Origin of the sequence: Nonomuraea monospora (assembly GCF_039531895.1) — a bacterium.
Lineage (GTDB): Bacteria > Actinomycetota > Actinomycetes > Streptosporangiales > Streptosporangiaceae > Nonomuraea > Nonomuraea monospora.
The window spans coordinates 233,439-259,042 of the sequence record NZ_BAAAQX010000012.1; the positions used below are offsets into that span (position 1 = coordinate 233,439).

The 25,604-nt window shown below is 73.2% G+C and carries 25 protein-coding genes; 7 read left to right on the top strand and 18 right to left on the bottom strand.

What is annotated here, in order from left to right:
• Positions 1-22: 22 nt before the first annotated feature.
• The 3 genes from ABD331_RS24830 to ABD331_RS24840 are packed head-to-tail and all read right to left on the bottom strand — an operon-like array spanning position 23 to position 2,528.
• The gene (locus ABD331_RS24830) at positions 23-796 is read right to left on the bottom strand and encodes an ABC transporter permease (protein WP_344478981.1); all 774 of its coding nucleotides are present in this window, start codon (positions 794-796) and stop codon (positions 23-25) included.
• Positions 793-1,563, bottom strand: a complete 771-nt coding sequence (locus tag ABD331_RS24835; RefSeq protein WP_344478985.1) for an ABC transporter permease — start codon at positions 1,561-1,563, stop codon at positions 793-795. Before ABD331_RS24835 ends, ABD331_RS24830 begins: the two co-directional genes overlap by 4 nt.
• Complete coding sequence (locus ABD331_RS24840; RefSeq protein WP_344478987.1) at positions 1,560-2,528, bottom strand: ABC transporter substrate-binding protein; 969 nt, start codon at positions 2,526-2,528, stop codon at positions 1,560-1,562. Before ABD331_RS24840 ends, ABD331_RS24835 begins: the two co-directional genes overlap by 4 nt.
• Before the next feature lie 252 nt (positions 2,529-2,780).
• Between ABD331_RS24840 and ABD331_RS24845 the strand changes: the two genes are divergently transcribed.
• Entirely contained in the window at positions 2,781-5,576 is a 2,796-nt protein-coding gene (locus ABD331_RS24845) for a DUF7824 domain-containing protein (RefSeq protein ID WP_344478989.1), read from the top strand.
• Positions 5,577-5,785: 209 nt separating this feature from the next.
• Here the strand turns inward: ABD331_RS24845 and ABD331_RS24850 are convergent, their stop codons facing one another.
• The 4 genes from ABD331_RS24850 to ABD331_RS24865 all read right to left on the bottom strand — a co-directional run bounded on the left by ABD331_RS24850 (position 5,786) and on the right by ABD331_RS24865 (position 9,708).
• Positions 5,786-6,814, bottom strand: coding sequence for a FecCD family ABC transporter permease (locus ABD331_RS24850; RefSeq protein WP_344478992.1), 1,029 nt, complete (start codon positions 6,812-6,814; stop codon positions 5,786-5,788).
• Positions 6,811-7,779: a FecCD family ABC transporter permease gene (locus ABD331_RS24855; RefSeq protein ID WP_344478994.1), complete on the bottom strand. Its 969-nt coding sequence runs from the start codon at positions 7,777-7,779 to the stop codon at positions 6,811-6,813. Before ABD331_RS24855 ends, ABD331_RS24850 begins: the two co-directional genes overlap by 4 nt.
• Positions 7,780-7,894: 115 nt before the next feature.
• Complete coding sequence (locus ABD331_RS24860) at positions 7,895-8,713, bottom strand: siderophore-interacting protein (RefSeq protein ID WP_344478997.1); 819 nt, start codon at positions 8,711-8,713, stop codon at positions 7,895-7,897.
• On the bottom strand, positions 8,710-9,708 hold the full coding sequence (locus ABD331_RS24865; protein ID WP_344479000.1) for an ABC transporter substrate-binding protein: 999 nt from the start codon (positions 9,706-9,708) through the stop codon (positions 8,710-8,712). Before ABD331_RS24865 ends, ABD331_RS24860 begins: the two co-directional genes overlap by 4 nt.
• A gap of 84 nt (positions 9,709-9,792) precedes the next feature.
• On the opposite strand from ABD331_RS24865, the gene ABD331_RS24870 reads away from it, so the two are divergent.
• Positions 9,793-10,623: a helix-turn-helix transcriptional regulator gene (locus ABD331_RS24870; protein ID WP_344479004.1), complete on the top strand. Its 831-nt coding sequence runs from the start codon at positions 9,793-9,795 to the stop codon at positions 10,621-10,623.
• On the opposite strand, the gene ABD331_RS24875 is transcribed toward ABD331_RS24870, so the two are convergent.
• The 7 genes from ABD331_RS24875 to ABD331_RS24905 all read right to left on the bottom strand — a co-directional run bounded on the left by ABD331_RS24875 (position 10,590) and on the right by ABD331_RS24905 (position 18,147).
• On the bottom strand, positions 10,590-13,406 hold the full coding sequence (locus ABD331_RS24875; RefSeq protein WP_344479007.1) for a helix-turn-helix transcriptional regulator: 2,817 nt from the start codon (positions 13,404-13,406) through the stop codon (positions 10,590-10,592). The genes ABD331_RS24870 and ABD331_RS24875 overlap by 34 nt on opposite strands.
• Positions 13,407-13,525: 119 nt before the next feature.
• Complete coding sequence (locus ABD331_RS24880) at positions 13,526-14,203, bottom strand: response regulator transcription factor (RefSeq protein ID WP_344479010.1); 678 nt, start codon at positions 14,201-14,203, stop codon at positions 13,526-13,528.
• Positions 14,200-15,363, bottom strand: a complete 1,164-nt coding sequence (locus tag ABD331_RS24885; protein ID WP_344479013.1) for a sensor histidine kinase — start codon at positions 15,361-15,363, stop codon at positions 14,200-14,202. The genes ABD331_RS24880 and ABD331_RS24885 overlap by 4 nt, the downstream gene beginning before the upstream one ends.
• A 30-nt stretch (positions 15,364-15,393) precedes the next feature.
• On the bottom strand, positions 15,394-15,783 hold the full coding sequence (locus ABD331_RS24890; RefSeq protein WP_344479016.1) for a hypothetical protein: 390 nt from the start codon (positions 15,781-15,783) through the stop codon (positions 15,394-15,396).
• 125 nt (positions 15,784-15,908) lie between these two features.
• Complete coding sequence (locus ABD331_RS24895) at positions 15,909-16,793, bottom strand: cation diffusion facilitator family transporter (RefSeq protein ID WP_344479019.1); 885 nt, start codon at positions 16,791-16,793, stop codon at positions 15,909-15,911.
• 78 nt (positions 16,794-16,871) lie between these two features.
• Positions 16,872-17,567 carry a hypothetical protein gene (locus ABD331_RS24900; RefSeq protein WP_344479022.1) on the bottom strand — a complete coding sequence of 232 codons (696 nt, stop codon included), beginning with the start codon at positions 17,565-17,567 and terminating at the stop codon, positions 16,872-16,874.
• Positions 17,560-18,147 (bottom strand): RNA polymerase sigma factor, encoded by a 588-nt coding sequence (locus tag ABD331_RS24905; protein ID WP_344479025.1) that lies wholly within the window; start codon positions 18,145-18,147, stop codon positions 17,560-17,562. Before ABD331_RS24905 ends, ABD331_RS24900 begins: the two co-directional genes overlap by 8 nt.
• A 272-nt stretch (positions 18,148-18,419) precedes the next feature.
• Between ABD331_RS24905 and ABD331_RS24910 the strand changes: the two genes are divergently transcribed.
• Positions 18,420-19,877, top strand: a complete 1,458-nt coding sequence (locus ABD331_RS24910; RefSeq protein WP_344479029.1) for an MFS transporter — start codon at positions 18,420-18,422, stop codon at positions 19,875-19,877.
• A 9-nt stretch (positions 19,878-19,886) separates the two neighbouring features.
• Here the strand turns inward: ABD331_RS24910 and ABD331_RS24915 are convergent, their stop codons facing one another.
• Together ABD331_RS24915 and ABD331_RS24920 are read right to left on the bottom strand one after the other, a co-directional pair.
• A complete protein-coding gene (locus ABD331_RS24915) occupies positions 19,887-20,969 on the bottom strand; it encodes an ABC transporter substrate-binding protein (protein WP_344479032.1) in 1,083 nt (360 codons plus the stop codon).
• Positions 20,966-21,487, bottom strand: a complete 522-nt coding sequence (locus ABD331_RS24920; RefSeq protein ID WP_344479035.1) for a SigE family RNA polymerase sigma factor — start codon at positions 21,485-21,487, stop codon at positions 20,966-20,968. Before ABD331_RS24920 ends, ABD331_RS24915 begins: the two co-directional genes overlap by 4 nt.
• Before the next feature lie 101 nt (positions 21,488-21,588).
• Between ABD331_RS24920 and ABD331_RS24925 the strand changes: the two genes are divergently transcribed.
• The 3 genes from ABD331_RS24925 to ABD331_RS24935 all read left to right on the top strand — a co-directional run bounded on the left by ABD331_RS24925 (position 21,589) and on the right by ABD331_RS24935 (position 23,892).
• A complete protein-coding gene (locus ABD331_RS24925) occupies positions 21,589-22,572 on the top strand; it encodes a DUF2804 domain-containing protein (RefSeq protein WP_344479038.1) in 984 nt (327 codons plus the stop codon).
• The gene (locus ABD331_RS24930) at positions 22,569-23,534 is read left to right on the top strand and encodes a GNAT family N-acetyltransferase (RefSeq protein ID WP_344479041.1); all 966 of its coding nucleotides are present in this window, start codon (positions 22,569-22,571) and stop codon (positions 23,532-23,534) included. The genes ABD331_RS24925 and ABD331_RS24930 overlap by 4 nt, the downstream gene beginning before the upstream one ends.
• A gap of 196 nt (positions 23,535-23,730) precedes the next feature.
• Positions 23,731-23,892, top strand: coding sequence for a hypothetical protein (locus tag ABD331_RS24935; protein WP_344479043.1), 162 nt, complete (start codon positions 23,731-23,733; stop codon positions 23,890-23,892).
• Positions 23,893-23,928: 36 nt separating this feature from the next.
• Here the strand turns inward: ABD331_RS24935 and ABD331_RS24940 are convergent, their stop codons facing one another.
• A complete protein-coding gene (locus ABD331_RS24940; protein WP_344479046.1) occupies positions 23,929-24,507 on the bottom strand; it encodes a TOPRIM nucleotidyl transferase/hydrolase domain-containing protein in 579 nt (192 codons plus the stop codon).
• A 42-nt stretch (positions 24,508-24,549) separates the two neighbouring features.
• Complete coding sequence (locus ABD331_RS24945; RefSeq protein WP_344479049.1) at positions 24,550-24,885, bottom strand: hypothetical protein; 336 nt, start codon at positions 24,883-24,885, stop codon at positions 24,550-24,552.
• Between the two features lie 151 nt (positions 24,886-25,036).
• Between ABD331_RS24945 and ABD331_RS24950 the strand changes: the two genes are divergently transcribed.
• On the top strand, positions 25,037-25,603 hold the full coding sequence (locus ABD331_RS24950) for a MarR family winged helix-turn-helix transcriptional regulator (protein WP_344479051.1): 567 nt from the start codon (positions 25,037-25,039) through the stop codon (positions 25,601-25,603).
• Position 25,604: the final 1 nt, after the last annotated feature.

Below are 25,604 nucleotides of genomic sequence, written 5' to 3' on the forward strand. Positions count from 1 at the left end.
CGCCGCGGGTGTGATGGTCATCTCAGCCCTCTCGCTGTGACGTGCGCAGACCGGTGTACCAGCTCAGCATCCGGGCCTCGGCCAGCCGGAACAGCATCGACAACACGATGCCGATCAGTCCGAGCAGGATGATGCCGGTCCACATCTGCGGGATCGCGAAGCTGCGCTGGAATTGGATGATGGTGAAGCCCAGGCCGTTGCTGGCGGCGAACATCTCGCTGATGACCATGAGGATGATCCCGATGGACAGCGCCTGCCTGGCGCCCGCCGCGATCTGCGGGCTGGCTCCCCGCAGCACCAGGTGCAGCAGCCGCGAGCGGCGGCTGAACCGGTAGCTTCGGGCGGTGTCGCGCAGCACCTCGTCCACCGCGCGCACCCCCTCCACCGTGTTCAGCAGCACCGGCCACACGCACCCTGAGACGATCACCAGGACCTTCATGCCGTTCCCGATGCCGGCGAACAACATCAGGATCGGCACCAGCACGGGCGACGGGATGGCCCTGAAGAACTCCAGGACCGGCTCCAGCAGGCCGCGCAGCGTGCGCGACGAGCCGATCGCGACGCCCAGGCCCACGCCGAGCAGCACCGCCGCCAGGAAACCCGCCAGCAGCCTGGCCAGGCTGGGCAGCACGTCGGCGGTGAACCGGCCGGTGAACCAGGTCTCGCCGAACGCGCCTGCGATCTGGCTCAGCGGCGGCCAGAAGAAGTTGAGACTGCCCGCCGTCGCCACCCACCACGCCGCGATGAGCAGCACCGGGACGGCCAGCACGAGCAGGATCCGCCGTGCCGCGTTCACGACACCTCCAGACGTACCGAGGGGTGCCAGCGCAGCGCCCGGCGCTCGGTGGCCCGCGCGATCACGTTCACGGCCACGCCGATCAGGCCGACGACGATGACCAGCGCGTACATCGAGGCCACCGCTCCGGACGTCTGCGACACCGCGATCTGCTTGCCGAGGCCCGGCGAGCCGATGATCAGCTCGCCGGTGATCTCCAGGATCAGCGCCACCGCCGCGCCCAGCCGGAACCCGGTCATCACGTACGGCAGCGCGGTCGGCCACACCACCGTGCGCACCTGGGTCAGCGGGCGGAACCGGTACGAGCGGGCCGTCTCCCTGGCTACCGGGTCCACGTCGCGCACCCCGTACAGGACCTGGACCAGCACCTGCCAGAACGAGGCGTACACGACCAGCAGGAGCGTCGAGCGCATGTCCGTGCCGAACAGCAGCACGGCCAGCGGGATCAGCGCCACCGACGGGATCGGCCGCAGGAACTCGATCGTCGAGTTCAGCGCCGCCCGCACCAGCGGCAGGCCGCCGATGACGATGCCCAGCACGACGCCCGCGGCCATCGCGACGGCCAGGCCGATCGCCCAGCCGCGCAGCGTCTCCAGCAGCGACTGCCAGAACTCGGCCGTCGCCGCCTGCTCCGCCAGGGCCGCGACCATGGCGGAGAACGGCGGCAGGTACCGCTCGTCCACCAGCCCGGCCCTGGGCGCCACTTCCACCACCGCGACCAGCCCGGCCAGGCCGATCAGGCCGAGGAGCCAGGAGGGCAGCCTCATGGGCGCAGCCCCGCGAGGTCGGGGGCCTTGTCGATGAGGCCGTCCTGGAGGGCGAGCTTCGACAGCGTCTCCAGCGAGGCGGCGTCGACCTCAGCCGGGTACGTGGGCAGCGTGAGCGACTCGGTCAGCGCCGGGTCGATCTTCGTGTACGTGCCCAGGACCTTGCGCACGGCGTCCGGGTTCTCGGTGGCGTACTTCAGCGACTTCTGCATCGCCGCGCTGAAGCGCTTGACCAGGTCGGCCTTGGCGGCGGCGGTCTGCTGGGAGGTGAAGTAGCCGGCGATGGCCAGGTTGGGCGCGGTGTCGACGTAGTTGGAGGCGATCACCCGGTCGCCGTTCTTCTTGGCGGTCGCCAGGAACGGCTCGACGACCTGGACGGCGTCCACGTTGCCCTTGTCGAGGGCGGCGAGCATGTCGGGGAAGGCCAACTCGGTGAAGCTGACGTTCTTCGCGTCGCCGCCGGCGGCCCTGATCGAGGCCCGCACGGTGGTGTCGTTGATGTTGTTCAGGGTGTTGACCGCGACGCGCTTGCCGGCCAGGTCCTTGGCGGTCTTGATCGGGCTGTCGGCCTTGACGACCACGCCGCCGAAGTCCTTGTCCTGCTCGCCGGTGGAGGCCGCGCCGGGGGCCACCACCTTGAGCGGCAGGCCCTTGGAGGCGGCGACGATCAGCGACGTGAAGTTGCTGAACCCGAAGTCCACCTGGCCGCTGACGACGGCCGGCACGATCGCGGCGCCGCCCTGCGCGGTCACGAGCTCCAGCTTCAGGCCCTCCTCCTTGAAGAAGCCCTGCTGGTCGCCCAGGTAGATGGGCGCCACGTCGAGGATGGGGATGACGCTGACCTTCACCGGGGTGGCGCCTGCCGCTGCGGACGTGCCGGCGGGGGCGGGAGTCTGCCCGCCGCCGCACGCGGCGAGCATTAACACGGACGCGGCGGCGGCCAGGGCTGCGCGGGTTCTGATCACGGAGCTTCTCCAGGGGGCGGTCAGGGGGATGGAGATCGGCCACTACGTGGGCGGTCGCCTCTCTACGCGGTAGGCGACGAGATTGTTGACAATATCGCCTACTATCGGACGTCACAACCCATCTTGGGCAAGGATGAGATGCCGGTTGGCAAAGATCATGCGCAAGATTGACGACAATCCCTTATGGCGTCTTCGGTCCGTCAGCAGGCGGGCCCGGCGGTTCTGTCGGAGCGGATCTCTATCGTCTGCCCCATGACGATGACCATGCCGAAGGCGGAGGCGGAGCCCGGCGGCGCGGGCGGGCGCGTGAGCGCGTGGCAGGGCGTGGCGCGGGCCGTGGCGGCGGGCGACGCGTCCCTGGCGGCCGACGAGGTGCTGCGGCTCGACGCGGCCGGACGCCGCGAGGTGGCCCGCCGGCTGCCCGGCCACATCGGCCCGGCCAGGAACACCGCGCAGCTCCCCTTGGCATTCGGCGAAGCCGACAGGCCGGTGGCCGGAAGCTGGGTCGCGGCCATGCGGGTCGCGGGCGCGGGCACGATGGGAGGCCCGGCCGCCGTCGCCGCCTGGATCTTCCGGCGTGACTTCACGAGCCGGGGCGAGGAGGAGCGGCTTCCCGTGGGGGCGCTGCTGCGGGTCGTCGCCGCGCGTCCCGCCGAGTGGCAGGCCGACCTCGCCGTACGGGTGGCGGGGCGGCTGCGCGGCACCCGGCGGCAACTGGCTGACGGCACCGTCGCGCTGGCGCTGGAGCTGCTGCGGCGCGCCGGGGGGCCGCCTCCCTCGCATGAGCCGATCGTGGCCGCCTGGGTGTCCACCCCGCCCGACCTTGACCAGGACCCGCTGGCTCCGCACCTGATTCCGCGGCTGTTCGAGGCGGAGGGGGCGGGGCGGGTGCTGCGCGATGATCGGCTCGACCACGACGAACGGCTCGACCACGATGGACGGCTCGGGCGCGACGGACGGCTCCGCCGCGATGGGCGCCTCGGCCGCGATGGGCGCTTCGGGGGCGATGGCGGAGGGCGGGGCCGGGGGTCCTGGCTGGGTGCGCTGCGGGACCTGGCCGACGCCGGGCGGGTGGAGCGGGAGTCGCTGATCGACGGGTGCGTGCGCCGCTTCCTGCGCGGCGGTAGCGCCGTTGACCTGCGCTTCTTCGTCCGCCTGCACGACCTGCTCGACCCCGCCCCCACCCCGGATCGGGTCCGCGACTACCTGCGGCTCCTGCCCACCGCGCCCGGCCCGGTGGCCGAGCTGTCCCTGCGGCAGTTACGCCCGCGCGACGGAGCCGCGACCACACCGGGAGGGACGCACGCAAAGGTCACGCTGAGCGGGGAGGAGGTCAGCGAGGCGGTGACCGCGCTGCTGTTCCGTCCCGAGGGCAAGCTCGTGCGGGCCGGCCTCACCCTGCTCGACCAGTCCGCCCGCGACACCGAGGGCCCGCTCGACGAGCTCGCGCCCGCGCTGGCGTCGGCGTTCCTGTGCGAGTCGTACGAGGTCAAGGAGAGGGCGGTCCGGGTGGCCGTCAAGCACGCGGCCCGGTTCACCCCGGCCGGGGCCGAGGCGGTGCGTGAGGCGGCGGGCATCCTGCCACCGGAACTGGCAGCGCACCTGACCGGCCCCTACGGCACCGCAGCCGGTGGATCGGAGCCCAGCGGCTTCCAGCCCGTCGCGCTGCCCGCGTTCGAGCCGCCCGCCCGTCTCCCGTTCCCCGCCCCCATCGCGAACCTCGCCGAGACCTTCGACCGGCTCTACCACGAGTTCTCCTTCGAACGCTGGCTCGACGGCTTCGTCCGCGACCCGTCCGCGAGAAGGCCTCCCGTCCGCACGACGGACCTGTACGACCTGGACGAGTGGTCCAGCCTCAGCCAGTGGACCGAGGCGCTGCTGCGCGAGGCCACCGGCACCGGCCTGCGCGCTCCCCGCCGATGGCAGCCCGACCTGCAACTGGCCGGCTGGCGGCTCCCCGAGCACCACGGTGGCCGCCCGCCGCTGTGGACCATGCTCCTGCGCTGCGCCGAAATTCTGAACGCGCTGCGGCGCGGAACGCTGCCCCCGTACCTCCTGGCCACCCCCACCCTCACCTCGGGCCACATCGACCCGGCCGAGCTGGTCGCCAGGATCGAGGGCTACGAGCGGGCCGGCGTCCACCACCTGCCCGCCGACCTGGAGCAGGCGCTGCTGCGGCTGCCGCGCGAGGTGCACCCCGACGTGCTGGCCAGGGCCGGTCGGCTGGCCCGGACGAGCGAGACGGGCGCCGTTCTGGAACGCTGGCTGCGACGGCGTCCCGAGCCTGAGACGTGCGTGGAGTGGCCCCGCGACGCCACCTCCCGCAGCCTGCCGCGCGGGCGCGTGCGGCTGGCGGAGCCGACGGGGATGCCGCTGGTGGACGCGCTGCTGTCCGACCCGCCGCCGCCCTCGGTGCTGGGCGCCGCCCCGACCTGCGATCCGAACCTGTGGCGGCTGATGCTGCCCTCCGATCGCGAGGTGGTGGCCACCCGGCTGCTCTCGCAGGTGTTCACCACCTGGGGAAGCCCTGGTCACGTGCACGGGTTCGTCACGCCGCTATGTCACCAGGACGGGCCCGTGGGCGAGGGGACGGCGCTGGTGCTCGGCATGCTCCTGGCGGAACGCGGCTGGCACGCCGAGGGCTGCCAGGAACTGCTGCTGCGCGCGGCCGACACCGGATACCTGCCCGCCGAGGAGTGCGGCCGACAGCTCGGCCGGTGCCTGCGCGGGGGCGCGGCCGGGTGGAAGGAGGTGGCGGCGGGGCTGGAGGAAGCCGCGCGGAAGGGGGCGCATCGCGAGGTCTGGGAGATCATGCGCGGGTTGCTGCCGGTGTTCCTGCCGGGGGGTGACGAACGGGCTCGCGGCAGTCACACCCGTGCCCTGGAGTTCGCGGTGAACGCCTGCCGCTGGGCGGGGGCGCGGGGCCCGATCCCCGAGGTCGCGGCGATCGCGGCGCGCAAGGGGTCGAGCGGGCTCGTCCGCGAAGCCCGCCGCCTCCACGAGCGCCTCAGCGACGGGGGCATCGCGGACGACCAGGCCGACGGCTGACCATCTCGGCGAGGACGGGGCACCCGCACTACGCCACCCGCGCCGCGACTGCCCTGCGCCCGCACCGCGCCACTCGCGTCGGCGCCGTCCTGCGGACGCGGGGCGCTGCGAACGCCGGGCGCTGCTCGCGTCGCCGCCTTGCCTAAGCAGCGTCGTAGCGCGCGGCGCCTTGCGCGTCCTGCGTTCCGTAGGCGTCCGCAAGGACGCGTCTACGTCGCCTGGCGGGTCCGGCGGCGGGCGAGCAGCGCGGCGAGGTAGCAGCCGCCGATCACCGTAGTGACCACCCCCACGGGCAGGGCGACCGGCGCCAGCAGGAGCTGCGCGGCCAGGTCGGCGGCCAGCAGGAGCACCGCGCCCGAGAGCGCCGCCGGGGCCAGGGCCACGCCGGGCGCGCGCGTCAGCAGGCGGCCGATCTGCGGCGCGGCCAGCGCGATGAACACGATGGGCCCGGCCACCGCCGTCACCGTCGCCGTGCAGCCGACGCCCGCCAGCACCATGAGCAGCCGCAGCCGGTCCAGGCGCACGCCGGAGGCGAGTGCCTGCTCGTCGCCGAGCGCCGCCTGGCGCATGGCGGGCGCGAGCGCGGCCAGCAGCAGGGTGAAGGCGGCGATGACCGCGAACGGCAGGACGACCTCGTGCCAGTCCAGGCCGTTCAGCGAGCCGGCGCTCCAGCCGGTGGCGGCCAGGGCCACCTCCATCTCCGCGCGCAGCACGATCCAGGAGTTGACCGCCGTCAGCATGGCGTTCACGGCGATCCCGACGACGATCAGGCGCAGGCCGCCGAGGCCCGAGCCGAGTGACAGGGCGTAGACGGCCGCCGCCGTGAACAGGCCGCCGACGATGGAGCCGGTCGCCAGGTAGGCGGGGCCGCCGCCCAGGACGGTGATCGCGAACAGCGCTCCGGTGTAGGCGCCCGCGTCCAGGCCGACGATGTCGGGGCTGCCGAGCGGGTTGCGGGTCAGGCTCTGGAAGACCGCGCCCGCCAGGCCCAGCGCAGCGCCGAACACCAGCGCGGCCAGCACCCGGGGCAGCCGCCACTCCTGCACCACCACGACGTCGTCGCCATGCCCGGCCAGCGCGGCCAGCACGTCGCCCGGCGGCGTCCAGGAGCCGCCGAGGCAGAGGCCCAGCAGGCCCAGGCCGAGCGCGGCGATCAGCAGCGCGCCGCACACCGTCAGCGTCCTGCGGTCGGCCCTGATCGAGTAGGCGCCGAAGCGCACCACCAGGTGGCGGTTCACGCGGGCACCCGCCCGCGCCGCCGTACCGCCCAGATGAGCACGGGCGCGCCTGCGAACGCCGTCACCACGGCCACCGGCACCTCGCCGGTCGGCAGCAGCACGCGCGCGCCGACGTCCGAGGCCAGCAGCAGCACAGGGCCGAGCACCATCGTGTACGCCATCAGCCACGGGATCGACGCCCCCGCCGGCCGCCTGGCCAGGTGTGGCACCATGAGCCCCAGGAACGCGATCGGCCCCGCGACGGCGGTGGCGGCCCCGCAGAGCACGGTGACGAGCACCAGGACGATCACCCTGGTGCGCAGCACGTGGCCGCCGAGCGACTGCGCGACGTCGTCCCCGAGCATGAGCGCGTTGAGCGGGCGGGCGACCAGGGCCGCGCACACCAGCGCGACCACGATGGTCACGGCGGGCAGCAGGAGCGGCACCTGCTCGTGCCCGGCCAGCGACCCCATCGACCAGAAGCGGTAGCGGTCGAACACGTCCGGCAGCATCAGGCGCAGGCCGAGTGAGATGCCGGCGAGCACGGAGCTGAGCGCGACGCCGGTCAGCACCAGGCGCAGCGGCGCGTCGGAGCCGACCGCGTAGACCAGGACGGCGGCCAGCACGGCGCCGAGCGAGGCCAGCACGAGCTGCGCCACCTGGCCGCCCGCCAGCCCCAGCACGCCGCCGATGTTGATCGCGAAGCCCGCGCCGGCGGTGACGCCCAGGATGCCGGGCTCCGCCAGCGGGTTGCGGGTCAGCGTCTGGACCAGCATGCCGGCGGTGGCGAGCGCGGCGCCTACGCAGATGCCGAGCAGCGTGCGCGGCCCCCGCACGTCGTGCACGATCAGGTACGCCTCACCGCCCGTGCCGCCTCCCGATCCGGTGAGCGCCTGCCACACCTCGGCGGGCGCGATGGCCTGCGCCCCGACGCACAGGCTCGCGACCACCGCGCCGAGCAGCAGCACCACACAGGCGGCGAGCACGAGCGGACGGCGAGCCCGCCCACCGGGCGGCCCAGCGGTCGCGCCAACGGGCGGCCCGGTGGACGGCGCAGGGGACGGGCCGGTTGGCTCGCCCGCCCCTGGCCGCCCCGCGCGGTCAGTCGTCGTCAAGATCGGCGACTCCGCGCTTCCAGTAGCCGGTGAACAGCGACTCCATCCGCCCGGCGCTCCACGCGCGCAGCGGCTTGATGTCGTTCGCCTCGCCCGCCGCGAACAGGAACGTGGCCACGTCCGGCAGCCGCAGCCCCTGCACGGTCTCGGCCAGCGACGACTTCTCGCCGTCGCGCACGAGCCAGATCACCTCCACGCCGTCCCGCTTCTCCAGCGGGTAGGCGTGCTCGACGGGATCGTCGGCGTCGATCACCAGGTGCGCCGACACGTCGGCCGGTGCCTCCTCCAGCCACCGGGCCGCCGCGGGCAGCGCGGTGGTGTCGACGGCGAACACGTAGTGCCCGTAGGACGGCGCGAAGGTCTTGGTCCCAGGAGGCCCGGCGACCGCCACCTCCTCGCCGATCCCGGCGGTCTGCGCCCACGCGGACGCCACGCCGCCCTCGTGCAGCACGATGTCGAGGTCCAGCTCGCGCGCAGCGGCGTCGTAGCGGCGCACGGTGTACTTGCGCGTCGTGGGGAACGGCTTGGGCCAGTCCAGCAGTTGCTGGTCGTTGGGCACCGGGAGGCGGCGGGTGCCGTCGGGGTCGGGGAAGACGATCCTGATGTGGTCGTCGCACACGTAGCTGTGGAAGCCGTCGAGCCCGGGCCCGGTCAGGGTGAGGCGGAGCATGCGCGGGGTGACGAGCTCCCTCCTGCCGACGGTGACGGTGCGGATCTCGATCGGGTACGGGATGCGCGTCAGGCCGGTCCCGGTGGCGTGGTGGGCGGCCACCTTGGGGCCCGGGTCGCCGCGGTCGATGCTCATTTCTCTCCCAGCGGCGCGAGCGCCTGGTCGACGGCGTCCAGAGTCTTGATCGCGGCGCTGTAGGTGGCCGCCTCCGTGTAGCGGATGGGGAAGGTCTTGCCGGCCTTGACGGCGGGCAGGTTCTTCCACAGCTCGGAGTCGAGCACGTACTTGACGGACTCGTTGGGGGTGCCGTCGGGCTGCACCGAGTACGTGATCGCGTCGGCCTCGCCGAGGCTCGCGGTCAGCTCCTCGATCGAGGGGTACTCGGAGACGTCCTTGCTGCCGCCGCCCTTCACCTTGACCTGGCCGTAGTAGGTGACGCCGACGTCCTGGGCGATGTTGGTGCCCCAGGATCCGGCGAACTCGCGCTGGAAGGTGCCCTTGGCGACCTCCCCGTACGCGCCGACGTGGCCGAACTTCAGGCCGGCCAGCGCGTCCTTGTACTTGGCCGCCAGCTCGGCCGCCTTCTTCTCGTAGGCGGCCTTGGCCTCGCCGAAGTTGGCGGCCCGGCTGGCGGCGTCGGACTGCCGCTGGGACAGCTCGCGCCACGCGGACGGGATGGTGGGGCCGATCGCGACGACGGGCGCGATGGACTTCAGCCGCTCCACGTCCACGTCGGCCAGCACGGGGGCGGGGACGCCGATGACGATGAGGTCGGGCTTGACCTTGGCGATGGCCTCGTAGTTGGTCTCGGCCGCGGCCTCGCCCGCGACCTTCTCCAGCCGGTCGTAGGTGGCCCGGTCCTCCTCCGACATCAGCGGCAGGCCGCGCTGCCAGGAGGAGATGCCGACCAGCGCGGCGTCGGCCTCGATGAGCGCGGGGACCGCGTAGCCCGTGGCGACGACCCGCTTGGGGTCGGCCGGGATGGTGATCTGGCCGTTGTCCGCGGTGAAGACGCGGGTCGCGGCGGCGGCCGCCGGCTGCTCCGCGGAGCCGGCCGAGCCGCAGCCTGCCACCAGGGCGAGCGTGAGGACGGAGGCTCCGGCGGCGCGCCGGAGCTGAACTGAGTGCATGGACGGGCTTCCTTCGACAGCCTTGAGAACGAACTTAGGTTACCCTTACCAAAGTTGCCGCTGATGTCTCTGGGAGGCCAACCGATGTCGCCGAGACGCCACTCCGTGACGGTCACCGAGCCCGTCGGCACGGACCCGTTCTCCTGCGAGGAGTACGGCTACGGCCTCGGCCGGGTCGAGGGCATCCTGGTGCTCAAGTACCGCTCCGCGGCCGTGCTGGAGTTCGGCGAGAGCCGCCAGGACTTCCTGCACCAGCTCTACTGGTCCCCCGACGGCATGCTCTCGACCAGTTACGGCGCGCGCACCCAGTTCGTGGGCCACCGCGAGGCGTTCTGGGCGCACCGGGCCGTCACCCACGAGGTGCGGGCGGCCGACCGGCAGACCGTCTACCGCATCTGCCTGCGCGAGACGCCCCAGGTGCTCACCGGGCTGCGGGCCGGCGCCGTCTCCATGGCCCCGGAGGCGGCCAGGCTGATCGAGACGATCGCCCGTCCGTCCTGCGGGGAGGCCGAGGCGTTCGCCGCCCGGGCGCGCATCATGGCCGGGCTCGGCCCGGCCACCTCCGACTTCGTCGGCCACCACGCGAACGGCACCGGGTTCGCGCTCACCGTTGCGCGGGCGTTGTCGCACGACCCCGGCGACGAGGCCGGGCTGGCGGAGTGGGCCGAGCGGCTGCACGTCAGCGTCAAGACGCTGCAGCGCGACTTCGAGCGGGAGTTCGGCATGCCGTACTCGAAGGTGCGCACCAAGCTGCGGCTCAGCACGTCGCGGGTGCTGCTGGAGACCCGCCCGGTGGCCGAGGTGGCGCACCGCGTCGGCTACTCCAGCCCGTCGGCGTTCATCACCGCCTTCACCAGGGAGTACGGCTGCACGCCCGGCCGCTACGCCGAGCGCGGGTACGACGGCGAGGGCTGAGCCGCCCGCAGCAGCTTGGCGGTGATCTGCTTGCGGGAGACGATGCCGAGCTTGGCGAACACCTTGCGCAGATGCCACTCGACGGTGTGCGGGCTGATGAAGAGCTGCGCGCCGATCTCCGGGTTGGTCAGCCCGTCGCCGGCCAGGCGGGCGATCTGCGCCTCCTGCGCGGTGAGCGCGGCCCGCTCCTCCGCGCCGCGCCTGCGCACCGTCTCGCCCGTGGCCTGCAGCTCGCGTCTGGCGCGCTCCGCGAACGCCTCCGCGCCCATCCCGCTGAGCGCCTCGTAGGCGACGCCGAGCTGCTCGCGCGCGTCCACGCGGCGGTTCTCCCTGCGCAGCCACTCGCCGTAGAGCAGCCGGGCGCGGGCCAGCGACGTGCGCACCTCCGTGCGGCCCAGCCGCTCGATGGCCTCCCGGTACAGCTCCTCGGCGGACGCTCCCGCGCTCACCTGGGCCCGCACCATCGCCGAGGTGCCGAGCGCCCAGTCCGTGCCGGTGGCCGCGGCCGTCTCGGCGAGCTTCGCGGCGGTCTCGGCGGCGCGGGCCGGCCGTCCGCTCCTGGCGGCGGCCTCGACCAGCTCGATCATCGAGCGCAGGTACGTGCCGCCCAGCTCCTGGGGGTGCTCCACGCCGCGCTCGGCCGCGACGTAGGCCTCCTCGTAACGGCCGAGGCCGTTGCCCAGCACCGCGCCCGCCCACTGGGTGGCGGTCAGCACCTTGCCCTCGCCCTGGATGGCCGGGTCGCGGGTGATCGCCTCGATCGCCTCGCGGGTGGCCGCCTCCCGGCCCGTCCACGCCGCCAGCACCAGGGCCGCGTACTGCGCCATGGAGCGGCTGCCCGTCACCTCGCCGATCGTCACCGCCTCGGCGACCAGCGCGCCGGCGGGGGCCAGCTCGCCCGCCAGGACCCGGTTCGCCACCAGCATGTGCAGCGCCGACGGCAGCACCGCCAGCGACCCCGTCTCGCGGGCCAGCTCGACCAGCCTGGACGACAGCTCCGACCAGGTCTCGAAGTCCCACACGTTGTGGGCCATCCGGCAGGCGAACGGCAGCCACCCGAGGCCCTCCTCCCTGGACACCCCGTCGGCACGGAAGGCCTCCAGGGCCTGGCGCACCAGCGGCACGCCCGCCGCGTACCCCTCGACGGCCGCTCGGGCGACGCCGTCCAGCAGCAGGTCGTTGCGCCTGGGCGGCGGGCCGGGCGGCGCGCCGAGTGCCGCCCTGGCGATGTCCGCCGCCTGGGCGCCGCTGGGCAGGTGGCCCGCCGTCATGGCGGCGTTCAGCGCGTCGCGGTAGGTCTCGCGGGCCAGGCCCGCGTCCAGCGGCTCCAGCCGTCCGGCGGCCTTGAGCAGCAGCGGCAGGGCGGCCCCCGCGCTGGTGGCGGCGAACGTGATCTGGCCGCGCAGCAGGTCGGCCTGGGCGCGGTCGCGGTCGTCGAGCGGGCTCAGCTCCGCCGCGTCCAGCAGCTCGAACGCGGCGTCGTAGCCGCCCGCGCGGTACTTGGCCCTGGCCGCCGCCAGCCCCCTGACGCCGCGCCGTCCGGGATCGGGCGACAGCTCGGCCGCCCGCTCCAGGAACGCGGCCGCCGCCGCCACGCCGCCCCGCGCCTGTGCCCGGCCGGCCGAACGCTCCAGCTCAGCGGCCACCTCCTCGTCGGCGAAGGCCGCGGCGCCGGCCAGATGCCACGCCCGCCGGTCGGGATCGGCCTCCGGGTCGGTCGCGTCGGCCAGCGCGCGGTGCACCCGGTGCCGGTCCTCCAGCGCCGCCGCCCGGTAGGCCATCGACCGGACGAGAGGGTGGCGGAACCGTACGCGCGTGCCGATCATGATCAGCCCGGCCGCCTCGGCCGGCGCGGCGGCGGCGGACGTCTCGATGCCGAGCAGCTCCGCCGCCCTGGTCAGCAGCGTCACGTCGCCCACCGGCTCGGCCGCCGCGACCAGCAGCAGGAGCCGCGTGTCATGCGGCAGCGGCTCGACGCGCCGCAGGAAGCTCTGCTCGATCTGCCCGGCCGGCGGGCGCGCGTCCGGCCGCCCGAACCCGCCCGCCAGCTCCGCCGGCGTCAACCCGCGCGGCAGCTCCAGCAGGGCGAGGGGGTTGCCCTGCGCCTCGGCCACGATGCGGTCCCTGACGCGCTCGTCCAGCCTGCCGGGGGTCACCGAGTCGAGCAGGGCGCGGGCGTCGCCGTCGCCCAGCCGCCCCACCTCTGTCTGCGGCAGCCCGGTCAGCTCCGCGTGCGTCAGCCCGGTCGGCTCGCTGTCCGCGGACGGCTCGCGTACCGCCAGCACCAGCCCGACCCGCTCGGCGAGCAGCCGCCGCGCCACGAACGCCAGCGTCTGCGCGGAGACCCGGTCCAGCCACTGCGCGTCGTCGACCAGGCAGACCAGCGGCTCCCGGTCAGAGGCGTCGGCGAGCAGGCTGAGCACCGCCAGCCCCACCAGGAACCGGTCCGGCGGCGTGCCCGCGCACAGGCCGAACGCCGTGCCCAGCGCCGCGCGCTGCGGCTCGGGCAGCCGGTCGAGCCGGTCGAGGAACGGCGCGCACAACTGGTGCAGGCCGCCGTAGGCCAGCTCCATCTCCGACTCCACGCCCGCCGCCTTGGCGATCCGGCAGCCCGCCGCGCTGTCGCGGGCGTACTCCAGCAGCGCCGACTTGCCGATGCCCGCCTCGCCCCGCAGAACCAGCATCGAGCTGCGGCCGCCCTGCACGGTCGCCACCAGCCGGTCCAGCGCCTCGCACTCGGCCTGCCGGCCACGAAGCCGCGACCTGGCCTCCCTGCTCACCATGGGCTTCCGCTTCCCACCGATTCGATCAACGGCCTTCGAGTCTACGGCCGCCCGGCACCCCCCGGCCGGCCCGCCGCCTGGGCCCCGGCCGGAGCTGAGCGGCGCACGTCAACGTGACGTCAGGAGGACGGCCGCCCGCCCGGCCGCACCAGCCCGCTCTCGTAGGCCAGGATGACGAGCTGCACCCGATCCCGGACGTCCAGCTTGGCGATGGCCCTGGTGATGTGGGTCTTGGCGGTGAGCGGGCTGATGACCAGGCGTTCGGCGATCTCGTTGTTGGACAGGCCCAGCGCCACGAGCTCGACCGCCTCCAGCTCCCGCGACGTCAGCCCCGCCAGCCGCTGCCCCGCGCCGGGCGAGAGGTCCTGCCGGTGGGCGAACTGTTCGACGACGCGGCGGGTCACCCCTGGCGACAGCAGCGCGTCCCCTGCGGCGACGGCGAGAACGGCGCGGCGCAGCTCGGCGGGTTCGACCTCCTTGGTGAGGAAGCCGCTGGCGCCGGCGCGCAGGGCGGCGAAGACGTGCTCGTCGCTGTCGAACGTGGTCAGGATGATCACCCGGCAGCCAGGGACGGCCTGGCCGGCGACGATGCGGCGGGTGGCGGTGATCCCGTCGGTGCCCGGCATGCGGATGTCCATGAGGACGACGTCCGGCCTGGTGCTCGCGGCCAGCCGGACGGCCTCGTCGCCGTCCTGGGCCTCGCCGACGACCGTGATGGCCTTGGAGCGCGCCAGCAGGCTGCGGAAGCCCGCCCGGACGAGCGCCTGGTCGTCGGCGAGGAGCACCTTGATCGTCATGCTGACGAGCCTGCCACAGGAACCTCGGCCCGCACCGTGAAGCCTCCGGGGACCGGCCCGGCGGTGAGCGTGCCCCCGAGCGCGCTCACCCGTTCGCGCATGCCGGCCAGACCGTGGCCTTCGGTGACGCCGGTGGCGCCGGTTGAGCCGCGCCCGTCGTCGGTGACCTCGACGGTGACCGAGCCGGGCCGGTAGTCGATCGTCACCCGCGCCTTGCTCGCGTTCGCGTGCTTGAGGGTGTTGGCGAGCGACTCCTGGACGACGCGGTGGATGGCGATGGCGGGCATGGCGGGGACGGCGGCGGGGTCGCCGCGTTCGTCCAGCGTCACCTCCAGGCCGGCGGCGCGGGCGTCGGCGACGAGGACGCGCAGCCCGTCCAGGTCCGGCTGCGGGCGGGTGTTGCCGCCGGGGTCGTCGCGCAGCGTCGCGATGAGGGAGCGCAGGTCGTTCATGGCCCGGTTCCGTACGTCCTTCGCCAGCCGCAGCGCCTCGGCCGCCGCCGCGGGGTCCTCCTCGTCGAGGGCGTCGGCGGCGACGTTGAGCTGGACGCCGACGAGGGCCAGCGTGTGCGCGATGACGTCGTGCACCTCGTGCGACACGCGCAGGCGTTCCTCGGCGGCGCGCGCCCGGCCGTCGGTCTCGCGCAGCCGTTCCCGCCAGCGCATCGCGGCGGCGTACGTGAGGCCCGCGACGATGAGGAGCGCCAGCAGCAGCCCCTCCCCCACGACGTGGATCAGGTAGCGGAAGAGGTTCTGTTCCAGGATGAAGCGGGCGTCGATCGCGGAGTGGACGAGCTGCGCCACGCCGATGAGCGCCACCCAGCGCACGTGGCGCGTGGTGGCGGCGGTGAAGTACGCCACCGCGATGGGCCAGATCCAGCCGGCGGGAGACCACAGCCCCGCGACGCTGTGGTAGGCGAGCATCCCGCAGACCGACAGCAGCAGCACGGTCATCGGCCAGCGGCGTCTGACCAGCAGGATCGCGCCCAGGAACAGGCCGAGCTGGATCGGCCCGTGCCAAGGGCCGGCGGGTGTCAGCGTGCGGGTGTGGACGCCGGTGGCGAGGGCTACCGTGACGAAGAAGACGAGGGTGGCGGCGGCCAGTGCGACGTCGGTGATCCTGGCGAGGTGCCGGACGGGCGCGGGGTCGCGTCGTGGCATGTGCGTTCTTCCTGGACGAGGGGCCGGGCGTCAGACGTGGGTGACCAGGAGGGTCACGCCCGCCTCGCCGCCGCAGTCGACGAAGACGGGGCCGACGCCGTTGCCGATCCTGGACGCCAGGGTGCCCTTCGCCACGAAGCCCTTGGGGTCGTCCTTGACGATGCGGACGTTCTCCAGCACCGGGTGCTCCCTGTCGATGCCGGCGATCACGGCCTTGAGGCCCTTGCCGCCGCCGCAGTGGCCGGTGATCGTCACCTCCTGGCCGCGCTCGGCGGTGGGGTTGGGGCTGACGTGGACGACCGCCCTGGCGCCCTTCGGCGGCTTGGGCGCGGCCGTCTCCGCGTGGACGACCTGGGCGCCGGCGGTCAGCCCCACGGTCAGGCTCAGCCCGGCGACCGTGGCGACGACTCTCTTGATCATGGTGTTTCCTCCCGATGACGGATCGATGCGGGAAACGCTAGGCGTGAGAGCCCTGCCGCCGCGTCGTCCATCCACCGTCAACCGGGTCGACACCGTTCGCCGTACGCCTGCACCAACGGGAGTACTCAGTCCGGCTGCAGGTAGACGACGGTCGTGAGCGGGACGCGCTCGCGGATGCGCTGCTCCGTCCCGCGCAGGGCCTCGGCCACCTGCCCGTTCCCCGCGACCGTGACGCGGGCCGCGACGAGCAGTTCCTCGGGCCCCAGGTGCAGGGTGCGGAGCTGGGTGAACCCGCTGACGGCGGCGTCGTCCCGCAGCACGTCCTCGATGGCCTGCTGGATCTCGGGCGCCGCCGACTCACCGATGATCATGCTCTTGGTCTCCCTGGCGAGCGTCACCGCCACGATGATCAGCAGCAGGCCGATGGCGATGGAGCCGAGGCCGTCGAAGAGCGGGTTGCCGGTGAGCAGCGCCAGCGTCACGCCGACGAGGGCGAACGCCAGCCCGGCGAGGGCGGCGGTGTCCTCCAGCAGGACCACGGGCAGCTCGGGCGCCTTGGCCTCGCGGATGTACCTGGCCCACGACCGGCCACGGCGCAGCCGTCCCGCGTTGCGGACGGCGGTGCGCAGGGACAGCCCCTCCATGACGATGGCCGCCACCAGCACCCCCACCGCCCACGGCCAGCTCTCCAGCGGATGCGGGTGGACGACCTTCTCGTACCCCTCATAAAGCGCGAACAGCCCGCCGCCGAAGAACAGCACCACCGAGACCAGGAACGCGTAGAAATATCGTTCCCTGCCGAAGCCGAAGGGATGGTCCGGGGTGGGCTCGCGGGCGGCCCGCGTCCGCCCGAACAGCAGCAGCCCCTGGTTGCCCGAGTCGGCGACGGAGTGGATGCTCTCGGCGAGCATCGACGACGACCCGGTGAAGACGTACGCCACGAACTTCGTCACCGCGATGCCGACGTTGGCCGCCAGCGCCGCCAGCGTCGCCTCCTGAGAACCGCTCACCCTCGTCCCGCCCCTTCCATCGAAAACTGGCCAGTACCCGGAAGAGGCGGGCACAAGCCCCGAACGCCGGGGCTGGGGTCAGCTACCGGGCGGCGGGGTGGCGTCGCCGATGTCGCCGGCCGAGGGATCGTCCACGACCTGGCAGGGCGCGACGGGCCCGGTCGTCAGCCGTCCGCTGAACTGCCAGGCGACCCCTGGACGCCCGGCGGTGGGCGTGACCGGGTTCTCGCTGACCTCGATCACCGCGATCTGGCCCGGCCGGATGTGGCGCGGGTAGATGGTGATGCCGTCCTGCGGGCGTATCGCCTGGTAGGAGGGCGAGCGCCGCAGTCTCTCCCGCAGCTCCGCCTTTACGGCGGGGTCGGTGCTCGACAGGCCCTCCCCGAAGTCGTCGCCCGCCAGGACGGGAACGCGGTCGTTGCCGCAGCGCTTGCCGAGGGGCAGGTAGGTGATGTCGGCCGTCACCCCCAGCCCGGCCAGCTCCCCTTCGAGCGCCTCCGGGTCGCGGAACTCGTAGATCTTGAGGTTGATCGTCCCGTCCTGGCGTTCCGTCAGCGCGTACGCCGGGGTGGCGGAGCCGAGCACGGACGGCACGGCCACGGCCGCCGCGACGGCCGCCGCGACGGCGCCGGCCAGCACGAGCCGCCGCCCGCTCAGCCACCGCCGACGCGCGGGTGGTTCGGTCATCGCCTGGACGAGCCGCTGCCGCTGCCTGGCCAGGGACTGTGGCGGCTCGTGCTCCAGCTCCTTGATGAGCGTCCTCAGTTCATTCATGATCTTCCTCCTCCAACGGGTTCACTCCGCCCAGCGCCTGGCGGACCTTGCGCCTGGCCCGGTTGAGCCGTGACTTGACCGTGCCGACGGGGATGCCGAGCGCGCGGGCCGCCTCCTCGTAGCTCATGTCGCTCCAGGCGACCAGGAGCAGCACGTCCCTGTCGCCTCGCGGCAGCAGCGCGAGCGCGCTCAGCAGCGCCGTCCTGGTGCCCTGCGCGGCCAGCTCACGGGTGATCGCCTCTTCCGGCCCCTCCACGGCCGCCGCCGGGCCCTGCCGCTCCATGGCGCGGTAGCGGCTGACCTCCGTACGGCGGTGGCCGGTGATGAGGTTGGTCGCGATGCCCAGCAGCCAGGGCCGGGCGTCGCGGTAGGCGACGTCGTAGGCGTCGCGGCGGCGGAAGGCGATCAGGAACGTCTCCCCGACGAGGTCCTCGGCCAGCTCGGGGCCGAGGCGGAAGGAGATGTACCTGTAGAGCAGGCCGGAGTAGCGGTCGAACAGGGTGGAGAAGCGCTCCGGATCATCGAGCGAGCCTGCGATGATCTCGGAATCCACCGTGATCGGCGAGGTGTCCGTCACCATAGATGATCTTTTTTCAGCATGTGACCCCCTTCGAGATGTCATGTGTGTCTTGTCGCGAGAGCCGCAAATGTTCACGGGGGTCATGGCGGCATCGGGGCGGCTGACCGCGTCCGATGTGGTCGCGCCAGAAGTTTCACATGACGCGCCTTAACACTGGTGAAACGCAGTGTGATGTACGACACTCTTCCTAGAACTCTGTTCCAGAACGGAGTTCGGGGGTTGTTTCCCCACGTCCGATGCTCCACGGGGGACACCGACGCGAGGAGAAAGTCATGGTGAAGGCCGTCACCCGCGAACGCCGCAAACTCGGATCCCCGCCGCGAGGCGGCATCACCGCCACCGACCCCAACCCCTACGGCTGGGGACCGTTCATCGTTCTGTTCATCGTCGGCATGGTCGATCGCATCGAGGCCAACCTGATGTCCGGGGTGCTGCCCCTCGTACAGGCCGAATGGGGCTTCAGCGACACCGCCGCCGGATCCATCCCGACCGCCGCCGCGCTGGCCGCCGCCGCCGTCGCGCTGCCCGCCGGCTACCTCGCCGACCGCTACAGCCGCACCAGGATCATCGCCGTCGTGGTGCTGTGCTGGGCGCTGGCCACCCTCGGCTCCGGCCTGGCCACCGGGTTCGCCGCCTTCTACGTCATGCGGGTGCTGCTCGCGGCCGGCGAGAACATCGACAACCCCGCCGTCGGCAGCCTGCTCGCCGACTTCTACCCGGCCGCGACCCGCATGCAGGTGTACGGGTGGACCCGGATGACCACCTACCTGGGCGGCGTCGGCACCCTGCTGGGCGGCGTCATCGGGCAGGCGTTCGGGTGGCGGGCCGCGTTCCTGCTGATGGCGATCCCGGGGGCGCTGACCGCCATCCTCGTGTGGCGGCTGCGCGAGCCGGAACGCGGCCAGATCGACAAAATCATGGCCGCCGCGGGCGCGGGCGCAGGTGCGAAGGCGGGCGCAGGCGCGGGGGCGGGCGGGGCTGCGGTTCCCGCCGTGCCCAGGCAGGCGCCGCCGCCCGGGGCGCTGGAGCCGCCGCAGGCCGGTCCGCCGCAGGCCGACCCGGCCCCCATCGGCACCGTGAAGCCGCCCTTCTGGCCGCAGGTCCGCCAGGTGCTGGCCACCCGTACCCTGGTCCTCGTAGCGCTCGGCGTGATGATCCTGACCCTGGGCCTCGGCGGCGTCTACTTCTGGCTGCCGTCCCTCATGGTCCGCGACTTCGGCATGGCGACCGGCGTGGCCAGCAGCATCAGCGGCGGCGTCACCATCGTGGGCGTGCTCAGCGGCACCGTGATCGGCTCCGCCATCGGCAAGCGGGCGCACGGCCGCTACCGGGGCGGCAGGCTGCTCGTCGGCGGCTCCGGCATCACCATCGGCTCGACCCTCCTCGGCGCGGCCCTGCTGATGGACTCCCCCGTGGCGCTGGTGATCCTCCTGCTGTTCGCCGTGACGATCTCCTCCACCGCCATCCCCACCTGCACGGCGTGCATCGCCGACGTCGTGGGGGCCAGGTCGAGGGGCGTCGGCTTCGCCGTCCTGCAGTTCCTGCTGACGATCGGCGCCGCCTTCGGCCCCCTCATCGTCGGCATGGCCTCCGACGCCTCCGGCTCACTCCTCGCCGCCATGTACGCGCTGATCGTGCCCATGGTGGCGGGCGGCCTGGTGGTGCTGGCCTCGCGCGGCTCGTACGAACGGGAGGCCGCCCGCGTCCTCGACGAGGCCCGCCACCGCTGAACCGCACGGCTACCGGGAGGTCAGGACGGCCTCCTGCACGTCGAACCGGCCCTTCATGAACCCGTACCGGCGCCCCAGCTCGTCCAGCCGCCGCAGCCCCGGCAGGTCGATCGCGGTGGTGTAGGCGCCACGCTTGATCGCGGCGGACTCCTCGCGGGTCATCCTGATGTAGCGCGGCAGGATGGCCTCGGCTTCGCCGGGGTCGCTCGCGATCAGGCGCTGCGCCTTGGCCAGCGCGCGCTGGAAGGCCGCCAGCGTGGCGGGGTTGTCCGCGATCCACTCCTCCGAGGCGATCCACGCCTGCCCTGGCAGGTCGGCGAAGTCGCCGGTCAGCAGGTCCGCCAGCACGCGCCACCGCTGCTGCCCGGCCCCCATGCTGACGAACGGCTCGACCGTCAGGGCGGCGTCGAACCGGCCGCGCGCCATCGCCGCGGTCATGTCGGGCAGCGGGCACTCGATCAGCTTGACGTCGTCCAGGCTCAGCCCGGCCTTCTTCAGCAGGCCGGCGAGCGCGAGCTCCTCCATGCTCCGCAGGTAGGAGACCCCGATCTTCTTTCCCTTGAGATCGGCCACGCTCCTGATCGCGGACTTGGCCTTGACGACGAGCGCGGTGGTGCCGGGCCCCGGCTCGTACAGGCCAGAGACGATCTTGAGTGGCTGTCCGGCCCTGATCGCCCGCAGCGCCGCCAGGTGATCGGCCTGCGCGAGATCCAGAGCGTCCGCGGACACTTTGGGCACGGCGTGGGCGCCGCTGATGATGGTCCGCGGCGTCACGGTCAGCCCCTCCTGCTCGAAGTAGCCCTTGGCGGCGGCCACGAACAGCGGCGCCGACGCCGTGCTCGGCACGACTCCGACCTCGATCGTGGCCCGCTCGGGCGGCTTGACAGGAGCGGCCGGCTCCCGCGGCGTCTGCGGCAGCAGGCGGACGCCGAGCGTGGCGGCCAGCGCCGTGACCACGACCACGGCCGCCGCGGCGGCGAACGCCGTGCGGTTACGCCGCCTGCGCTGGTGGACCGCCATCGCGCGGGCGGCCAGGTCCCGCTCCGGCATGTCGTCCGCGATGCGCTCGAAGGCGTCCTTCAGCCAGGTCATCGATGCGTCTCCTTCAGACCCATGACGGGAAGGTTGGGCGCCAGCTCCGGCGCCAGCGCGCGCAGCCGCGCCAGGGCGTGGTGCGTCTGGCTCTTCACGGTGCCGACCGAGCAGCCCAGCAGGTCGGCGACGTCGCGCTCGGTCCTGTCCTCGAAGAAGCGCAGCACCAGCACCGCGCGCTGCTTGGGCGTGAGCCGCATCAGCGCCTGACGCAGGGCGATCCGCAGCACGGCCGAGTCTTCAGGCCAGTGGGAGCGTTCGGGCGGATCCGCGGTCGGCACCTCATCGGAGGAACGTTTCCTGCGCCACGAGATGTACTGGTTCATCATGGCCTTGCGCGCGTACAGGTCCAGCTTGTCGATGTGGCGTAACCTCGGCCAGCGCGCGATCATCCGGACCAGCACGCTCTGCACGAGATCCTCGGCGAGATGCTCCTCGCCGGTGAGCAGGTAGGCCAGCCGCAGCAACGAGCGCTGGTGCGCATCGACGAACGCCCGGAAGCCGGCATTGCGATCCAACGTCTCTCCTCATTTCGGTCAATCTCCAGACGCTGCCGGAGCACAGAAAGGTTGGAGCCGGGGATCGATCACCGTGGAACGCGAGCCGCTACCCTTCAGCCATGGTGACGCACGAGCGGGAGATCACGGCGCCCGTCGACCTGTGCCTGCCAGGCGGGCGGCTCAACCCGGAGGCGGTGGGCTGGACGCGGCGCCCGCTGCACCGCGCCAACCTGCGCGGCTGGGGCCGCACCAAACGCTGGGAGTACTGGGGCGTCGTCACGCCCGATCACGTGATCGGGCTGGTGGCGTCGTCGCTCGACTACGCCGGCGTGCACGGCCTGTACGTGCTGGACCGGGCGACCGGCGAGGAGACGTCCAAGGACGTGGTGGTGCCCCTGGCGCGCGGCACCGTGATGCCCGAGCGCAGCGGCGAGGGCGCCGCGTCGGCCCGCGCGAACGGGCTGGCCATCGACATCGACCAGCGCCCCGGAGGCAGCACGCTGCGCGCGGCGGCGCCCGGCGTCGAGGTCGAGCTGGACATCCCGCTGCCCGACGGGCACGAGTCGCTCGGCGTCGTGGTGCCCTGGGGTCCCGGCCGCTTCCAGTACACGGTCAAGGACGTCGGGCGTCCCGTACGCGGCCGGCTGCGGCTCGGGCAGGCCGAGCACGAGGTGAGCGAACGCGACTCCTTCGCCGTGCTCGACCACGGGCGCGGGCGGTGGCCGTACTCCGTCGTGTGGAACTGGGCGGCGGGCAGCGCGCCGGGGCGGGCCGTCCAGCTCGGCGGCAAGTGGACCGACGGCACCGGGATGACGGAGAACGCCCTGTTCGTCGACGGGCGGCTGCACAAGATCGGCGAGGAGCTGGCGTGGCACTACGACCGCGGCGACTGGCTCAAGCCGTGGCGGATCACGGGCACGCGGGTGGAGGCGGTGTTCACGCCGTTCCACGAGAAGATCTCCCGCACGGAGCTGGGGTTGGTCGGCTCTGAGACGCACCAGTGCTTCGGGCATTTCAGCGGACGTGCGCAGGCCGACGACGGCGCCTGGATCGACCTCGACGGCCTGACCGGGTGGGCGGAGGAGGCTCGGCAGCGCTGGTGAGCGGGGTGGTCGAGGGGCATCTCGCGCGAGTGCGGGCCGCCGATCCGCTCGTCACTGTCGCGTCTCTCGACGGCGATCTCGTCGAGGTGCCGGACGCCGTCGGGGCGCCCTCGATGGCCGTGACCCGAGCGGATGCTGTGCGGTGGGGGCCGGTGGTCAGCCATGCGCTGGAGGCCAGGGTGTCGGGTGACGATCCGGCGAGCGCCCTCGGCCGCCTCCTCGACCGGTGGATCTCCGACCTCGACCTGCGGCCTTCCCACCTCGACCGGCGGACCTCCGCCCCTGACCGGTCGCCTTTCGAACTCGAAGCCGAGCCGGACGCCGGGCTTGTCGTGAACTGGCCGAGCCGTGACACCGCGCCGGTCGCCGCCCTCGTCAGGCGGGGGTTCGCGCCGCGCACCATCCTCGCCGTCCGCGTCTCCCCCTCCGGTCAGCCGCCCCGCGAGACCGCCGTCCCGCCGCCCCCTGGCGTGCGGCGGGCCGTGGCGGACGACCTCGACGCCATGTGCCGCCTCTACCTGGAGCTGATCGACTACGAGGCCCAGTTCGGCTGGGTGCCGCCGCCGCTGCCCTCGACGGCCGCCGCCGCACGGGCCGAGCTGGCGGAGAAGCTCACCCGAGGCGACGGCTGGTGCTGGCTGGCCGAACGGGACGGCGAGGTCACCGGCCTGCTCGCCATCCACCACCCCTCCCACGCCGGACGGATCGCGTCCGCTGTACGGGCCTCACCCGTGGCCTATGTGGGCTCCCTCTACGCCCGGCCCGGCAGCCGGGGCCGGGGCACCGGCGCCGCACTCGCCGACCACGCCCACGCCGTGGTGGCGGCGGCGGGTGTCGAGACCGTGCTGGTGCATTACGTGGCCGCGAACCCGCTGTCCGTGCCCTTCTGGTCCCGCCAGGGCTACCGGCCGCTGGTCACGACCTGGGGACGCCTGGCCACCCCGTCTGGTCACCTGCCCTGACCGGCATCTCGTTGTGGAAACCGGCGCTCGGGTGGTGGCCGGCTCGTCTCCGGCCTGCTCGCGTACCAGGTGGTCAGCTCCAGCGACAGGTTGCCGAGCAGGCACCCCGCCACGCTCCCGCAGGTGCGCCGCCCCGAGCGCAGGGTGGCCTCCGTGGAAGGTCACCGGCATCCAGCCGGGCGCGGCTCCGTCCGAGATGTCCGCCCAGCTCAAGCTGGCGGGCCTGAGCCGCGGCGATTACAACCTGACGCTACGGGTCGCCAGCCCGCTGCCGGGCGGCGCGGACCTGCGCTTCGCCAACGCGACGCAGGACGTGCACTCCGGCCTCCTCACCCTCGGCCGCCTCACGGTCGGCTGACGGAGCCCGGTGACCGGCGGCGCCACCCGCCGCCGCTCACCGGCTCCGGCTGCCCAGCAGGTAGGCCAGCAGCAGGTCCAGCGGTCGCGGCACCCGATCGAGGTCGAGCGCCTCGACGAGCATTCCGGAGTAGCGGATCTTCCGGCCGCTGCCCGCGCCCATGAACCGGCGGAGCTGCGCGTGTGTGCTGCTGCCCCGCCACGCGGGCTGTTTCTGCAACGTGCGGAACGAGCCCAGCTCGCCCCCGGCCTCGACGACCTGCTCGACGGCGTCGGTGCCGAGGGCGCGGATCAGCTCGTCCTCCAGGTCGGCGACGCACACGAAGAACCCGAGCGCCTCCAGCCCGCTCCTGCTCACGGCGGCCCCGAGCCCGGCGCGCTCGACGGCCCTGCGGAAGTCGCCCTCCTCCCCCGCGTCGCACAGGCCGGCCAGCCGCAGGCCGTGGCCTGAGGGGCCGAACCTGCGGATGTAGGTCGCGATGTTCGAGGCACCGCCCATCGCCACCAGGGAGATGCCCTCGGCGGCCAGGTCCAGGCCACGGCGCCCGGCCAGCGCTTCTACGGCCGACAGGTCGCTGGCCCCCTCGACCAGGACCACGGTGTGCGTGTCGTTCATGATGACAGCCTCGCACCCGGCCGGGCCGCCGTGGCTGGCGGGTCAGACCGAGTACCTGCAGAGCAGGGCCTGCCCCGTGGCCTGGGCGTGGCTGAGGTAGGTGGCGCCTGGATAGAGGTAGGCGCAGGCGGCGGAGGCGCTGCCGGTGCCGACGTGGACGGTGCCCGTTCCGGTGGTGCTCCAGCGGTGGCAGGCCAGGCTGCCGTTGTAGAAGCCGATGGTGGAGGAGGAGTTGACCTGGGCGGAGCAGTAGTCGCCGAGCGAGATGGGGCTGTGCACCACCTCCACCTCGGCCGCCTGCGCGGCCGGGGCGGAGATCGCGAACGCCCCGAGGCAGGCGATCGCGGCGGCGGACAGGGTGAGGACACGACGGGTCACGAGGGCCTCCGAACAGTAGGACGCCGAGTCGGCGAGAGCAGCGCGGTATGCGGGCACGCTGCGTTGATCGCAGTATTAAATAGGAAAGCTTCCTATGCAATAGCTTCAGCGGGCGATCACGCCGCTGGGTCCCCCTGTCATGGTGGGCGCGGTGCCGGCCGCGTTCGTCCTCGGCGACGGCGCGCTCGGCGGCTCTCGCGACGGTGTAGAACTGAACAGCGTGGAAGAGCCTTCGCCGAGCCGGGCGGACACCGCGGACCTGCACGCCGTCGTCTCGGCCGTACTCACCGGATCCCGGCTGCTGGTCGCCATCGCCGCCCGCTCCCTGGCGGCGGCGCAGGAGCGGGTGACGCTCGCCCAGTTCCGCATGCTGGTCGTGCTGGCCGCGCACGGCGAGACCAAGCTCGTCACCATGGCCGAGCTGCTGGCGGTCAACAGCTCCACCGCCATGCGGATGGCCGACCGGCTGGTGGCCGCCGGGCTGGTCACCCGCGAGGTCAACCCGCTCAACCGCCGCGAGACCCTGATGCGGCTCACCGAGGAGGGCCGCCGCCTGGTGGACGACGTCACCGCGCGCCGCCGCGAGGAGATCGCCAAGGTCGTCTCACGCCTGACGCCGGTGGAGTGCCAGGCGCTGATCACCGCGATGACCGCGTTCAACGAGGCGGGCGGCGAGCCGCCGGCGGACCCGCGCCACCCGCTCGGCTGGCCTGAGTGAC

Bases quoted from the DNA above. Each gene is read 5' to 3' on its own strand.
- ABD331_RS24835 (WP_344478985.1), bottom strand. From the start codon at position 1,563: ATGAGGCTGCCCTCCTGGCTCCTCGGCCTGATCGGCCTGGCCGGGCTG.
- ABD331_RS24845 (WP_344478989.1), top strand. From the start codon at position 2,781: ATGACGATGACCATGCCGAAGGCGGAGGCGGAGCCCGGCGGCGCGGGC.
- ABD331_RS24860 (WP_344478997.1), bottom strand. From the start codon at position 8,713: ATGAGCATCGACCGCGGCGACCCGGGCCCCAAGGTGGCCGCCCACCAC.
- ABD331_RS24865 (WP_344479000.1), bottom strand. From the start codon at position 9,708: ATGCACTCAGTTCAGCTCCGGCGCGCCGCCGGAGCCTCCGTCCTCACG.
- ABD331_RS24870 (WP_344479004.1), top strand. From the start codon at position 9,793: ATGTCGCCGAGACGCCACTCCGTGACGGTCACCGAGCCCGTCGGCACG.
- ABD331_RS24875 (WP_344479007.1), bottom strand. From the start codon at position 13,406: ATGGTGAGCAGGGAGGCCAGGTCGCGGCTTCGTGGCCGGCAGGCCGAG.
- ABD331_RS24880 (WP_344479010.1), bottom strand. From the start codon at position 14,203: ATGACGATCAAGGTGCTCCTCGCCGACGACCAGGCGCTCGTCCGGGCG.
- ABD331_RS24885 (WP_344479013.1), bottom strand. From the start codon at position 15,363: ATGCCACGACGCGACCCCGCGCCCGTCCGGCACCTCGCCAGGATCACC.
- ABD331_RS24890 (WP_344479016.1), bottom strand. From the start codon at position 15,783: ATGATCAAGAGAGTCGTCGCCACGGTCGCCGGGCTGAGCCTGACCGTG.
- ABD331_RS24900 (WP_344479022.1), bottom strand. From the start codon at position 17,567: ATGAATGAACTGAGGACGCTCATCAAGGAGCTGGAGCACGAGCCGCCA.
- ABD331_RS24905 (WP_344479025.1), bottom strand. From the start codon at position 18,147: ATGGTGACGGACACCTCGCCGATCACGGTGGATTCCGAGATCATCGCA.
- ABD331_RS24910 (WP_344479029.1), top strand. From the start codon at position 18,420: ATGGTGAAGGCCGTCACCCGCGAACGCCGCAAACTCGGATCCCCGCCG.
- ABD331_RS24915 (WP_344479032.1), bottom strand. From the start codon at position 20,969: ATGACCTGGCTGAAGGACGCCTTCGAGCGCATCGCGGACGACATGCCG.
- ABD331_RS24925 (WP_344479038.1), top strand. From the start codon at position 21,589: ATGGTGACGCACGAGCGGGAGATCACGGCGCCCGTCGACCTGTGCCTG.
- ABD331_RS24935 (WP_344479043.1), top strand. From the start codon at position 23,731: ATGTCCGCCCAGCTCAAGCTGGCGGGCCTGAGCCGCGGCGATTACAAC.
- ABD331_RS24940 (WP_344479046.1), bottom strand. From the start codon at position 24,507: ATGAACGACACGCACACCGTGGTCCTGGTCGAGGGGGCCAGCGACCTG.